Origin of the sequence: Agrobacterium larrymoorei (assembly GCF_037722385.1) — a bacterium.
GTDB lineage: Bacteria > Pseudomonadota > Alphaproteobacteria > Rhizobiales > Rhizobiaceae > Agrobacterium > Agrobacterium larrymoorei_C.
Map to the genome: position 1 here is coordinate 571,168 of NZ_JBBKAQ010000020.1, position 12,622 is coordinate 583,789.

Below are 12,622 nucleotides of genomic sequence, written 5' to 3' on the forward strand. Positions count from 1 at the left end.
GCATGACCCTGACTTTTGCCCCCTTCCTCCCCTGGACCGTTATCGCCATTCTGGCCGCAGCCGCACTCGTTCTCGCGATCGCCGGCCTGTTGCGCGGCGTGCGCGGCGCATGGCTGCGCGGGCTGGCGCTTGCAGCCCTTCTGCTCGCCATCGCCAATCCGCTGCTGACCAATGAAGAGCGCGAGCCGCTCTCTACCATCGTTCCTGTCATCGTCGACCGCTCGCAGAGCCAGGACGTCCAGCAGCGCACTGCCCAGACCGATCAGGCTTTGGCCAATCTCAGGGAGCGACTTGCCCGTTTCCCCCGCATCGAGCCGCGCATCGTCGAGGTTCGCAACGACGAGAACAGCGATTCACCCGCGACGAACCTGTTCTCCGCACTTTCGGCCTCTGTCTCGGATGTCTCGCCCTCGCGCGTCGGTGGCGCCATCTTTCTCAGCGATGGTCAAATCCACGACATTCCCAACGCGACGCCAGATGTCGAACAGACACTCGGCTTCAAGGCGCCGATTCACGGCCTGATCACCGGCCGCGCCGACGAGTTCGACCGCCGTATCGAAGTCGTGCGCGCTCCGCGCTTCGGCATCGTCAATGAGGAGCAGCAGCTCACATTGCGCGTCTTCGACGAGGGCCGTACCCAAAGCGGTACGGCGAACGTCACCATCAAGATGAACGGCGAGGAAATCGGCAACCTGCAAGCTGTTCCGGGTCGCCCGATTCCCTTCACCTTCAAAGTCCCGCGCGGCGGCAACAATGTGATGGAGTTCTCCGTCGCGGAGCTTCCGGGCGAAGTCACCACCGCCAACAACCGCGCCGTTCACGTCATCGAGGGCATTCGTCAGAACCTGCGTGTGCTACTTGTCTCCGGCGAGCCGCATGCCGGTGAGCGCGCATGGCGCAATTTGTTGAAGTCCGACACCTCCGTGGACCTCGTCCATTTCACCATTCTGCGTCCCCCGGAAAAGCAGGATGGCACGCCGATCAACGAGTTATCGCTGATCGCTTTCCCAACGCGCGAACTCTTCGTCGAGAAGATCAACGATTTCGACCTGATCATCTTCGACCGCTACCAGCACCGCGGCGTGCTGCCGGTCCTCTATTATGATTACATTGCTCAGTATGTCCAAAAGGGCGGTGCGCTGCTGATTGCCGCAGGGCCTGAACATGCCGGTCAGGATTCGATTGCGATGACACCGCTGGAATCGGTTCTGCCTGCGCAGCCCACCGGTCAGGTCAATCAGGGCGCTTTCTTCCCGCGCCTTTCCGAAGCCGGGAAGAAACATCCTGTCACCCGCGGCCTGGAAGGCTCCGGCGACGAGCCGCCGCATTGGGGTCGCTGGTTCCGCACCGTTGGCGTGGAACAACCCCAGGGCCAGACTGTCATGCTCGGCGCCGGCCAAGACCCATTATTGGTGCTGAACCGCCAAGGCGAAGGCCGCGTGGCCATGCTGCTCTCCGACCAGGGCTGGCTTTGGGCACGTGGCTTTGAAGGCGGCGGCCCGCATGTGGCGCTTTATCGCCGCATCGCCCACTGGCTGATGAAGGAGCCAGAGCTTGAGGAAGAGGCGCTGACGGCGCGCGCCAATGGCCGCATGCTCGAAATCACTCGCCAGACGATCGGCGACAATCCCGGCGAGGCCACCGTCAAATTTCCTTCGGGCAAGACCGAGACGATGAGCTTCACCCAAACGGAGCCCGGTCTCTACAAGATCGAACGCCGCATGAACGAGACAGGCCTCTACGAAGTCTCAAATGGTGAGTTCACCACGCTCGTCCATGTGGGTGCCGTCGATGCCCCGGAATTTAAGGCTATGATCTCCACCACCGATACGCTGAAGCCTCTGGCCGATGCAACACGTGGCAGCGTTCACCGCGTGGTAGACGACTCCAATCGTGTGGTCCTGCCGGATATTCTCCCCGTGCGTGGCGAAGTCCGTGTGGCCGACAATGACCGCATGCTGATCCGTATGACGGATGAAACCGTGCTGAAGGGCGTCAACACCCTGCCGCTCTTCGCAGGCTTCGCTGGTCTTGCCGCCCTGTTGCTCGCTTTCTCTGCTCTCTGGTGGCGCGAAGGCAGATAACATGCAGTATGAGATCGAACTCAGCGATGGCGCGAACGACAGCGCCAAAGCCGCTATCCTGTCCTCCCTCAAAGACTACAATCTCCATCGCTTCGGCCCTGCCGATTGGAAAGAGCTGGTCATCGCGCTTAAAGACGAAGACGGCAACGTCACCGGCGGTCTCTCAGGCCACACTTCCCGCGGCTGGCTCTACACCGCCCTCCTCTTCATTCCCGAAGCTTTGCGCGGCCAAGGTCTTGGTCCGAAGCTTCTAGGCATGGCCGAAGACGAAGCCCGCAAGCGCGGCTGCACCGGCGCCTACATCGATACGATGAGTGATGACGCGCTGACGCTCTACCAGAGATGCGGCTACGAGATCTTCGGCCAGATCGCAGAGTTCGGCACGGATTACTCCATGACCTATTTGAAGAAGTCGCTGATCTGAAGCCTGAGAAGGTCAACCCACACAGGCTTGTCGATAAGATCGGACGAATTAAGACAGGCTGACCTGCCGTGTTTCGGCATTGATCATGGTCGCGGCAAGTGCCGCCAACACCAAGAGACCTGCGAATATGCCAACTGCAAATCCGAACCCCTGTGCGATGGCATAGCCTAGCACAGACGGCGCCAGCAATCCGCCAAGCCGTGCCATGGCACCAGCTGCACCCATGCCGGTGGCGCGGGATTCGGTCGGGTAAAGTTCTGGCGTATAGGCATAAAGCGCACCCCAGGTGCCGAGCAGCGCAAAGCTCATCAGCAGCAGGGATACGGCGATGATCGTACCCGTTGTTGCGAGCGTGAAGAGCAGGCAGCCTAGTGCCGAAAGCAGGCAGAAGCCTATCAACGTCGGCTTGCGACCCCATTTTTCAACGCCATAGGCAGCGAGCGCATAGCCGGGGATCTGGGCGAGTGCGACAAGGACCAAAAAGCCGTAGCCACGCACGAAACCGAAACCTTCACCAGCAAGACGCGCCGGCATCCATGTGAAGACGCCATAATAAGAGACCGAGACCAGGAACCAGATGGCGAGGACCATGATGCTGCGCTGGCGAAGCGCTGGCGAAAACAATCCCTGCCCTTTTGTAGCTGCGGATTGGGCGATGGCGGTTCTCGCGTCGAGCTCCGCGCGGCCATTGGTCTTCAGCATGGAATTGACCACGACTTTTGCTTCTTCCGAACGACCTGTTCTTAAAAGATAAAGCGGCGATTCCGGCACGAGGAAACGCAGACCGACGCCGATCAGCGCAGGAAAGGCGGTGACGGCGAAGATATAGCGCCATGCGTCCTCGAAATCCGAAAGGCTAGCAAGCCATGCGGCAAGCGCTACGACCAGGGTGCCGACCGCCCAGAAGCCTTCCAGCAGAACCAGCCAGCGGCCGCGGTTCTTCGCAGGAAGAAACTCCGCCATCATCGCGTAATCCACCGGCAGCGTGCCGCCGACGGCTGCACCCGTCAGGAAGCGCAGAACGAGAAGAATGGTGAAATCCGGTGCGAAGATCGAGAGGATACCGAAGACGGCATCGCAGGAAACGGTAACGATCAAAACACGACGACGACCGTAGCGATCTGCCATTCGGCCAAAGCCGATGGCGCCAAGCAGCATGCCAAGGAAGAAGGCAGTACCCGTCTGCAACGCCTGTGGCACTGTCAGACCAAAGGTTGCGGCAATCGAGGCGGCGGTGAAGCCCACTGCCAGCACCTGCATGGCATCCGCCGCCCAGACCAGACCGAAAATGCCCATCAATCGGCGTTGGTAGGCACCGGCTCCTGCGCGATCCAGCGCATCATTCATCGTAATTGACGTCATCATCGCCCCCTTGCGACCAGAGTCGTTACATTGGGCAAAGTGCTACGGTCCGCCGATAGACACTGTCAAGGCGTCGTCTTCGCGGTTGCGTCAACCAACGGCGCGAAGCGGCTGATCGAACGCGATCTCGTGCCTTGCGCTGTCCTCATTTTGCGCGTCGTCCCGCCAAGCGATGACACCTTTCAGCCGAGCATGGACATGATTGTCGAGCGGCACCACCAGCACCCGGTTCATGTCGACAGGGCCAGGAAAATCGAGCGCACCATAGGCGACCTTCTCGAAGCCGAGCGGCATATAATAGGGCGGATCGCCGATCAGGATGACTGCTTCGGAGCCCCGGCGCTTTGCAGCAGCAATGGCGATCCGTACCAATTCACGTCCGATCCCCATATTCTTGTGCGAGGGCCGAACCGCGAGAGGCCCAAGCATATGGCCGTTGACCTCGCCTGCACGAACCGGCGTCATCCGCACCGACGCGATGGTTTCGCCATCATCTGCGCAGATGAAGGAGAGCGAGCGATCATGCGGTCCCTGCTCGCGAATCCGCGCGGCAGCGCGCGTGTGCCGGCCGGGGCCGAAAGCTTCGGCATTGATGAGTTCGATGACGGCGTGGTGGGACGCGTCCTCTGTGAGGTAAACCAGTTCGTGCTTGGACATGAAAAGACCGGAACGTTGAATACGGACATGACGATATGTGACGGTGCGCCTGACATTGCCTGACAGGCAACAAGAGCGTCAGCGTCGTCGGAGCGTCCGTGGTTCGGTCATAGGGGAGAATTTCCTCAAGATTATGAAAATCGCAGATATCAGGAAATTATCAGACGGTCCAGAACAAATGGCCGCGCCGCTGCATTCACGAAGTAAGAACGCATTGTTCATCGATGCGAGGGTTCGCTTTACTGGTTTCGGATCTTAGGGTGAACCAGGAAACAAGGAGAACATTGATGGGTAGGCTGGTCGACGGCGTTTGGCAGGATGTGTGGTACGACACCAAGGAAACCAAAGGGCATTTCAAGCGCAGCGCTTCGCAGTTCCGCAACTGGATTACCGGCGATGGCGAGCCCGGTCCCTCCGGCAAAGGCGGTTTCAAAGCGGAAAAGGATCGCTATCACCTCTACGTCTCGCTTGCCTGCCCATGGGCGCATCGCACCCTCATCTTCCGCAAGTTGAAAAAACTCGATGATTACATCTCGGTCTCCGTCGTCGACCCGCTGATGCTGGAAAATGGCTGGGAGTTCAAGCCGGAAGCAGAACGCACGCCAGGAGCGACACAGGATCATCTCTTCGGATCGTCTGCCCTCTGGCAGGTCTACACCAAGGCCGATCCGCATTATTCCGGCCGCGTTACCGTGCCGGTGCTTTGGGACAAGCAACAGAACACCATCGTCTCCAATGAATCGGCGGAGATCATCCGCATGTTCAACAGCGCCTTCGATGCATCGACCGGATCTGAGCTCGATTTCTATCCGGAGCAGAGGCGTGGCGAAATCGACAAGCTGAACGACCTGATCTACGACACCGTCAACAACGGCGTCTACAAGGCAGGCTTTGCCACCACGCAGGAAGCTTATCAGGAAAGTGCCATCAAGGTGTTCGAGACGCTCGACATTCTCGAGGAGCGATTGTCAAACCAGCGCTTTCTTCTCGGGGCTGAACAGACCGAAGCCGACTGGCGCCTCTTTACCACGCTCGTTCGCTTCGATCCGGTTTATGTCGGCCACTTCAAATGCAACATCCGCCGCATTCACGATTACCCGAACCTCACAGGCTATCTGCGCGACCTGTACCAGACGCCCGGCGTGCCGGAGACGGTCGATATGCGCCACATCAAGGAGCATTATTACCGCAGCCACAAGACGATCAACCCCACGGGCATCGTTCCGGTCGGGCCGGAACTGGAACTCGAAAAGGCACATGATCGCGCGCGTTTGGCAGGAGGCTACCAGTAATCGTCCGGCAAAGCGTGACCGGTGAGGTCCGCGAGACGACGACGCGTCGCAGGCGTCGTGCCCTCGGGCAAAGCATCGAGCGGGAAGAACCCGCTCTCGGCAATCTCACGATCCGGCACCTTTATCGCGGTCTGCCTGACATTGAGGCGGTAGAACAGCACATGGTCGCGATCGCTGGTGCGGTCGTTGAAATAGACATGAACGAGTTGGGGCACAGACGTCGCAACCAGATTGCCCTCTTCGCGGATTTCCTTGTGCAACGCCTGCAATCCTGTTTCCCCTCGCTCCACACCGCCGCCCGGCATATGCCAACCGGAGACATAGGTGTGGCGCACGAGGAAGATGCGGTCTTGATCGTCGAAACAGGCGGCCCGCACCCCGAGCGTCATGCCGCGTCGCAAGAAAAAGAAGGCGTGTACGACCCTTTTGGCGATTTTCCGGAAGAGCTGCCGGAACCCTTCACTCAGCTTGCGGTTCTCAACCAACGTTCAACTCTCCGTCAAGTAACCGGCTTTTGCCCGATTGAAGCGCTTATCCCTTTGAAATACCGAGGCTTCGCATTGGACGCCTCCATACGGATACGATATGTCTGACCCCATGTTCAAGCTCGCCCATATTTCCGACGTTCACCTCGGCCCATTGCCAAAGCTCACCTTCCGCGAACTGGCGTCCAAGCGCATTACCGGTTTTGTGAACTGGCGACTCAATCGCCGCAAGCACCTTTTCACCGATACGCTGGAGCGGTTGGTGGACGATATGGAGACCAAGGCGCCGGATCACATTGCGATCACCGGCGACCTCGTCAACCTTGCGACCGGCATCGAAATCCGCGCAGCCGCCGACTGGCTGGAGGAAGTGGGCGACCCGCTCAAGGTGTCCGTCGTACCCGGCAATCACGACGCCTATGTGCCAGGCGCGCATGATAAGGCCATGGCGGCCTGGTACCCTTACGTGCGCGGCGATGGCGATGCGCAGGATTGGAACGAAGACCGCAAGATTTTCCCCTACATGCGCGTCCGTGGTCCTGTGGCACTCATAGGCTGCTCCACCTCAATTGCCACTCCGCCCTTCTCCGCAACCGGATATTTCGGCCGCCGCCAAGCGCGTGCGACGGCAGATCTGCTGAAGAAGGCCGGCGAACAAGGCCTCTTCCGGGTTGTGATGATCCACCACCCGCCTGTGCGAGGCGCGGCTGCGACCCACAAGCGCATGATCGGCATCCGCCGCTTTGCCGCAGCACTCGGCACCGGCGGCGCCGAGCTGGTGCTCCACGGCCACACCCACCTCAACACCGTTTACTGGCTGAACACCCATCGCGGCCAGGACCACATTCCAGTCTTCGGCATTGCGTCCGCAAGCCAGGGACCGGGCGCCGAGAAGCCCCGCGCCGGCTACAATCTCTTCAACATTTCCGGCGGTCCCGGCACCTGGGATGTGACCTGTGAGCGCTTCAGCCTCAACGAGAAGGCAACGGGGATAGAGCTCGAAGACATCCGCGTCTTCTACCACAACGGCCGCCCGCTCGGCTTCAGCAACCCGGTGGAACAGGCGCCGGAGGAGTAGCTTCCTCCGGCTTTTACTACCCGCTTTTAGACGAAGTCTGTTACTTCGCCCGCTCTTCCAGCACGCGGTTGGCCGCAGAGACAATCGCTTCCAGCGAAGCGCCGACGATGTTGGTGTTGATGCCTGCACCAAACAGCTTACCGCCTGGATGCTCCATCTCCACATAGGCGATGGCCGATGCGTTGGAGCCGTGCTGCAGCGAGTGCTCGGAATAATCGTTCACCGACAGATCGATGCCGAGATAGGTCGACAGCGCATTGATGAAGCCATCGATCGGACCCGTACCTTTGCCTTCGATGCGCTTCACCTCGCCATTGTCGGTGATCTCGGCTGCCACGACGCGGACACCCTTGAAGTCCCCGGCCGGATAGGTGTGGTGATCGACGAATTTCAGACGGGCGTTGGACTGCGTCACATAGCGCTCCATGAAGCGTTCATAGATGCGCTTGGCGGGCAGTTCCACGCCTTCCTCGTCGGTGATGCGCTGAATGTCCTCGCGGAATTCCACCTGCAGATTGCGCGGCAGGTTGAGGCCGTAATCTTCCTGCAGAATATAGGCGATGCCGCCCTTGCCGGACTGTGAGTTGATACGGATGATCGCCTCATAGGAACGACCGACATCCTTAGGGTCGATCGGCAGATACGGCACTTCCCAGACCGGGTGATTGGCGACCTTGATCGCCTTCATGCCCTTGTTGATCGCATCCTGATGCGAGCCGGAGAAGGCGGTATAAACCAGTTCACCGACATAAGGATGACGCTCGGGGATCGCCATTTCGTTGGAATACTCATAGACGGACTTGATGCGCTCGATATCGGTGCAATCTAGTTCCGGGTCGATTCCCTGTGTATACATGTTCAGCGCCAGCGTCACCACGTCGACATTGCCGGTGCGCTCACCATTGCCAAACAGGGTGCCTTCGACGCGGTCGGCGCCAGCCATCAGGCCCAGCTCGGTTGCGGCGATACCCGTGCCACGGTCGTTATGGGGGTGCAGCGAGATGATGACGTTTTCGCGGCTATCGATATTGCGGCACATCCATTCGATTTGGTCGGCATAGATGTTGGGTGTTGCCATCTCGACGGTGGATGGCAGGTTGAGGATCAGCTTGTTATCGGCGGTCGGCTTCACCACGTCGATGACGGCGTTGCAGATGTCCAGCGCCACTTCCAATTCCGTTCCGGTAAAGCTCTCCGGTGAATATTCGAAGCGATATCCACCGCCAGCCTTAGCCGCCATGTCGGTGATCATCTTCGCCGCATCGACGGCAATCTGCTTGATGCCGTGCACGTCCTTGCCGAAGACCACGCGGCGCTGCAATTCGCTGGTCGAGTTGTAGAAATGGATGATGGGGTTCTTCGCACCCTCCAGAGCCTCGAAGGTGCGGGTGATCAGTTCCGGGCGGCACTGCACCAAGACCTGCAGCGATACGTCATCCGGCACATTCCCCTCTTCCACGCACCAGCGAGCAAAGTCGAAATCCGTCTGAGAGGCGGATGGAAAACCGATTTCGATTTCCTTGAAACCCATGTCCAGCAGCAGCTTGAACATGCGGGCCTTGCGATCATGACCCATCGGATTGACCAGCGACTGGTTGCCGTCACGCAAGTCCACCGAACACCAGATCGGCGCCTTGTCGATGGTCTTGCCTGGCCAGGTGCGGTCAGGAATGTTGATGGTGGGATAGGGGCGATATTTTACGCCGGCTTCCGGCATGCCCTTGGAAATGCTGTTTGTCTTCGCGTCCATCGTCTTGCTCCTTCGAGCATCCGCGGGCTGATAAGCCGCTGGCGGATGCTGCGCCCTTGCTTGGGCCTTAGATCCAGAATGAAATGAGATTTCGAGTTGAGGAGCATTGGCACCAGCGGGCTTTCGGCCGCCGGGCGCTCCTCACTGGACCCGGCAACCGCGTGTAAGGTCGAGGCTAAGAAGCGAGAGTGCACCGCACGGCGAAGCCTTCGCAGAAATCTGCGCGCTCATGCCGGAAAAGGTCTTGGTGCAACTGGTCATGCATTTTCTATAAACAGCGGTTTTTGATCTGACAAGTAATCTTCTGCCGTCGCCGGTCATTTTAGAGAACGCGCTCGTATAGCTACCACCGCCCGCTGCAGCGCCAGCATCAGCCCTCCCCCGAGCAGTCCCCAGAATGCGCCGGAAATTCCACCGAAGGACAGCCCGGACGCCGTAACGAGAAACGTGATGGCCGCCGCTTCCCGTGTTTCCGGCTCCTTGAAGGCCGCGACCGCCGAGCCTGAAAAGGCGCCGACCAGCGCCAGACCAGCCACGGCCTGAATGAGAATGGGCGGCGCCAGCGCTACGAAAGCGGTCACGACACCGGCTAGCAGACCCAAGATGATGTAACCGACGCCCCCGATGATTGCCGCCCAGTAGCGGCGCTTCGGATCGGCGTGAGCATCCTCGCCTGCACACATGGCAGCGGTGATGGCGGCAAGGTTGACGGCATGGCCGCCGAAGGGTGCCGAAAGAAGCGAAAAGAAGCCGGTCGTTGCAAAGAGCGGCCCGGGCTGCGGATCGTAATGGTTGACCTTCAGCACCGCGATGCCGGGAATGTTTTGCGAAGCCATGGTGACGATGAAGAGCGGCAGCGCAATGGAGACAACCGCATGCAAGCTGAATGTCGGCGTGACCCATTCCATCGGCGGCGTCAGGGAATGGGCCAGGGTGTCGAAAGCGCCGGCCGGTATGTCCACGCCGAAAATCATGACCAGAACAAAGGCTAAAAGCGCTGCGGGCACGGCGAAGAGGCGCTTGAAAGCGCCGACGACGATCCAGGCCAGAATGATCGGCAGGCCGAGTGCCGGACTGAAACCGATCGCCTTGATCGGCGCAAAGCAGAGCCCGATGATGACGCCGGAGAGCATGGCGTTGGCAAGTGGGGCTGGAATGGAAGCCACCGCGCGCCCAAGTGGGCGGAACAGCCCGGCGATGATGATGAAGACCGCGCAGATGATGAAGGCGCCGACAGCGGCCGGGAACCCGCCTTCGATCACGCCCGTCGTCGCCAGCAGCGCTGCTCCCGGCGTGGACCATGCAATGCTGACCGGCAGTCGGGTCGTCACCGACAGCACGATGGCGCAAAGCCCCATCGACACCGACAGCGCCATCAAGCCGGACGCCGCCTCGAAATCCGTCGCTCCAACCGCCTTCAACCCTTGCAGCACCACGGCAAAGGAACTGGCAAAGCCGACGAAAGCCGTGAGGCAGCCCATGAACAGGGCTTGAAGGGAGAAATCTTTGAACATGGTTTACTCTGATGATGGATCGAGTAGAGGCTGACCAAAAAACGCAGAGTCGTGCAAGGCCAACGCAGCCATTCCGAGTACCGCCCGACACTCTCGCCAAGCGGAAAAGAAAAGCCCGCGCCAGAGTTCTCTGGCACGGGCTTTCAATTCAGATCGAAACTTGTCGCGTCTGTCAGACTTCCGACTGGTGCTCGACAATCTTGCCGACGAGACCGTAGGAGACGGCATCGTCTGCGCCGAGCCAGTAGTCGCGATCGATGTCCTTGGCGATCTTTTCTTCCGTCTGGCCGGTGGCCTTGGAGAAGATCTTGATCAGGCGCTGGTTCATCTTGATGATTTCACGTGCCTGGATTTCGATGTCGGACGCCATGCCGCGCGTGCCACCAGATGGTTGGTGAAGCAGGAAGCGGGTGTTGGGCAGGCAAAGACGACGTTCCTTCGGCACCGATACATAGATCAGCGCGCCAGCGGACGCGACCCAGCCCGTGCCGATGATGTAAACCTTCGGCTTGATGAACTTGATCATGTCGTGGATGCTATCGCCGGACTCGACGTGACCACCTGGCGAATTGACGTAGACGCGGATGTCGTCGTCGCTTGCAGCGGCGAGAGCGACAAGCTGCGTGCAGACCTTCTGCGCCAGTTCCTGGGTAATACCGCCATAAATGAAGATCGAACGCGACTTGAAAAGATTCGCTTCCGTTTCTTTACCGATCGGCAGTTCCTTGCTCTTGTCGTCTTCTTCTTCGTTCATACGGACGGTCTCCAACATAATTCAGTGCCTATCGGACATAGTGTGATTTGTGTCGTAAAACAATGAGCGAAAAAGACAAGGCGCGGAACTGCTTAATAAAAGCGCTCGATTGGCAGACCACCGGCAAATGCCGCATGGACAGGTTCTTCTGAATCGACATATCGTTGGCTGCGATAAGGTGTGACCGTTATCCCAAGGACGGCCGGCACCCGACCAGACATTCGAAGAGGGAACGATGTTCAAAAGACTTATTCTTGCCGGCGCCAGCCTCGGTGCCACCGCCCTGCCCGCTTTCGCCCATCTCAATCCGGAAGAGCACGGCTCCTTCATGGCCGGCGTTTCACACCCGCTGTTTGGCGCAGACCATATCCTTGCCATGGTGGCGGTTGGTCTTTGGGCATCGCAGATCGCGACTTCCGAAGGCCGCAGAAACGCATTGTGGACCGTTCCGGCAGCCTTTGTCGGCACTATGGCAATCGGCTTCTTCATGGCGGTTTATGGTATTAACCTGCCCTTCGTCGAGCCTGCGATCCTTGCGTCCGTCATCGGCCTTGGCCTCTTGGTCGCCATCGCTGCCAAACTACCGACCGTTGCGGCAGCCGCAATTGTCGGCGTTTTCGCGCTCTTCCACGGTCACGCCCATGGCGGCGAACTTGGAACGGCTGGCGCGATGCAATTCGGCATCGGCTTCATGATCGCCACGGCCCTTCTGCATCTTGCCGGTGTGGCCGTTGGTCTGGGCGTCTCGCGCTTCGGTCCCATCGCAGCCCGCGTCGCCGGTGGCCTGACAGCGCTTGCAGGTCTCTCGCTCGCCTTCGGTGGATGAGGTACCGGATTACAGAAATGTAAGAAATCGGGGCTTTGAAAAATCCGATTTGAACTCTACCTCCTTGGTATGCGTTTCTCGACATGCCAAGGAGGCGAAAGATGTCACCAGAAGAAACCCAACTGCTCAAGGGCCTGTTCGACAGGATCAGGACCGCATCGTCTACCCCGCGTGACCCGGAAGCCGAGGCGCTGATCGACCAGTCGGTTCGCGACCAGCCGCATGCACCCTATTACCTCGCACAGGCCGTCATCGTGCAGGAAAAGGGATTGGAAGCGGCCGCGGCCCACATCAAGCAGCTTGAGGAGCGCATCCACCAGCTGGAAACTGGTGCGGGCGATCAGCAGCGCGGAACTCAGGGTGGCTTTCTCAGCTCCATCTTCGGCACCAACCAGC

At 59.4% G+C, this 12,622-nt stretch carries 12 protein-coding genes; 6 read left to right on the forward strand and 6 right to left on the reverse strand.

What is annotated here, in order from left to right; translation table 11 throughout:
* Nucleotides 1–2: 2 nt before the first annotated feature.
* Nucleotides 3–2,084, forward strand: a complete 2,082-nt coding sequence (locus tag WKI41_RS21645; RefSeq protein WP_340195480.1) for a hypothetical protein — start codon at nucleotides 3–5, stop codon at nucleotides 2,082–2,084.
* 1 nt (nucleotide 2,085) lies between these two features.
* Entirely contained in the window at nucleotides 2,086–2,508 is a 423-nt protein-coding gene (locus tag WKI41_RS21650) for a GNAT family N-acetyltransferase (RefSeq protein WP_340195481.1), read from the forward strand.
* Between the two features lie 48 nt (nucleotides 2,509–2,556).
* On the opposite strand, the gene WKI41_RS21655 is transcribed toward WKI41_RS21650, so the two are convergent.
* On the reverse strand, nucleotides 2,557–3,870 hold the full coding sequence (locus WKI41_RS21655; RefSeq protein WP_340195482.1) for an MFS transporter: 1,314 nt from the start codon (nucleotides 3,868–3,870) through the stop codon (nucleotides 2,557–2,559).
* Between the two features lie 90 nt (nucleotides 3,871–3,960).
* On the reverse strand, nucleotides 3,961–4,527 hold the full coding sequence (locus WKI41_RS21660) for a GNAT family N-acetyltransferase (protein WP_340195483.1): 567 nt from the start codon (nucleotides 4,525–4,527) through the stop codon (nucleotides 3,961–3,963).
* 287 nt (nucleotides 4,528–4,814) lie between these two features.
* Between WKI41_RS21660 and WKI41_RS21665 the strand changes: the two genes are divergently transcribed.
* Entirely contained in the window at nucleotides 4,815–5,819 is a 1,005-nt protein-coding gene (locus WKI41_RS21665; protein WP_340195484.1) for a glutathione S-transferase family protein, read from the forward strand.
* Here the strand turns inward: WKI41_RS21665 and WKI41_RS21670 are convergent.
* On the reverse strand, nucleotides 5,810–6,208 hold the full coding sequence (locus WKI41_RS21670; protein ID WP_340195512.1) for an NUDIX domain-containing protein: 399 nt from the start codon (nucleotides 6,206–6,208) through the stop codon (nucleotides 5,810–5,812). The two genes, WKI41_RS21665 and WKI41_RS21670, sit on opposite strands and share 10 nt — an antisense overlap.
* Before the next feature lie 208 nt (nucleotides 6,209–6,416).
* Here WKI41_RS21670 and WKI41_RS21675 point away from each other — a divergent pair, with 208 nt between their 5' ends.
* The gene (locus WKI41_RS21675) at nucleotides 6,417–7,382 is read left to right on the forward strand and encodes a metallophosphoesterase family protein (RefSeq protein WP_340195513.1); all 966 of its coding nucleotides are present in this window, start codon (nucleotides 6,417–6,419) and stop codon (nucleotides 7,380–7,382) included.
* 40 nt (nucleotides 7,383–7,422) lie between these two features.
* On the opposite strand, the gene leuA is transcribed toward WKI41_RS21675, so the two are convergent.
* From leuA to WKI41_RS21690, 3 genes are all read right to left on the reverse strand, one after another.
* On the reverse strand, nucleotides 7,423–9,132 hold the full coding sequence (gene leuA, locus WKI41_RS21680; RefSeq protein WP_340195485.1) for a 2-isopropylmalate synthase: 1,710 nt from the start codon (nucleotides 9,130–9,132) through the stop codon (nucleotides 7,423–7,425).
* Nucleotides 9,133–9,449: 317 nt separating this feature from the next.
* Nucleotides 9,450–10,646 (reverse strand): benzoate/H(+) symporter BenE family transporter, encoded by a 1,197-nt coding sequence (locus WKI41_RS21685; protein WP_340195486.1) that lies wholly within the window; start codon nucleotides 10,644–10,646, stop codon nucleotides 9,450–9,452.
* Between the two features lie 172 nt (nucleotides 10,647–10,818).
* Nucleotides 10,819–11,400, reverse strand: coding sequence for an ATP-dependent Clp protease proteolytic subunit (locus WKI41_RS21690; protein WP_144621303.1), 582 nt, complete (start codon nucleotides 11,398–11,400; stop codon nucleotides 10,819–10,821).
* A 235-nt stretch (nucleotides 11,401–11,635) separates the two neighbouring features.
* On the opposite strand from WKI41_RS21690, the gene WKI41_RS21695 reads away from it, so the two are divergent.
* Together WKI41_RS21695 and WKI41_RS21700 are read left to right on the forward strand one after the other, a co-directional pair.
* Nucleotides 11,636–12,226: a HupE/UreJ family protein gene (locus tag WKI41_RS21695; RefSeq protein ID WP_340195487.1), complete on the forward strand. Its 591-nt coding sequence runs from the start codon at nucleotides 11,636–11,638 to the stop codon at nucleotides 12,224–12,226.
* A gap of 101 nt (nucleotides 12,227–12,327) precedes the next feature.
* Nucleotides 12,328–12,622: DUF2076 domain-containing protein (locus WKI41_RS21700; protein ID WP_340195488.1), on the forward strand; the 295-nt coding region annotated here is incomplete at its 3' end.

Excerpts from the sequence above, each read along its gene's own strand:
- WKI41_RS21690 (WP_144621303.1), bottom strand. The coding sequence starts at position 11,400 with ATGAACGAAGAAGAAGACGACAAGAGCAAGGAACTGCCGATCGGTAAA.
- WKI41_RS21675 (WP_340195513.1), top strand. The coding sequence starts at position 6,417 with ATGTTCAAGCTCGCCCATATTTCCGACGTTCACCTCGGCCCATTGCCA.
- WKI41_RS21670 (WP_340195512.1), bottom strand. The coding sequence starts at position 6,208 with ATGACGCTCGGGGTGCGGGCCGCCTGTTTCGACGATCAAGACCGCATC.
- WKI41_RS21685 (WP_340195486.1), bottom strand. The coding sequence starts at position 10,646 with ATGTTCAAAGATTTCTCCCTTCAAGCCCTGTTCATGGGCTGCCTCACG.
- WKI41_RS21645 (WP_340195480.1), top strand. The coding sequence starts at position 3 with ATGACCCTGACTTTTGCCCCCTTCCTCCCCTGGACCGTTATCGCCATT.
- WKI41_RS21655 (WP_340195482.1), bottom strand. The coding sequence starts at position 3,870 with ATGACGTCAATTACGATGAATGATGCGCTGGATCGCGCAGGAGCCGGT.
- WKI41_RS21665 (WP_340195484.1), top strand. The coding sequence starts at position 4,815 with ATGGGTAGGCTGGTCGACGGCGTTTGGCAGGATGTGTGGTACGACACC.
- WKI41_RS21660 (WP_340195483.1), bottom strand. The coding sequence starts at position 4,527 with ATGTCCAAGCACGAACTGGTTTACCTCACAGAGGACGCGTCCCACCAC.
- WKI41_RS21650 (WP_340195481.1), top strand. The coding sequence starts at position 2,086 with ATGCAGTATGAGATCGAACTCAGCGATGGCGCGAACGACAGCGCCAAA.
- WKI41_RS21695 (WP_340195487.1), top strand. The coding sequence starts at position 11,636 with ATGTTCAAAAGACTTATTCTTGCCGGCGCCAGCCTCGGTGCCACCGCC.
- leuA (WP_340195485.1), bottom strand. The coding sequence starts at position 9,132 with ATGGACGCGAAGACAAACAGCATTTCCAAGGGCATGCCGGAAGCCGGC.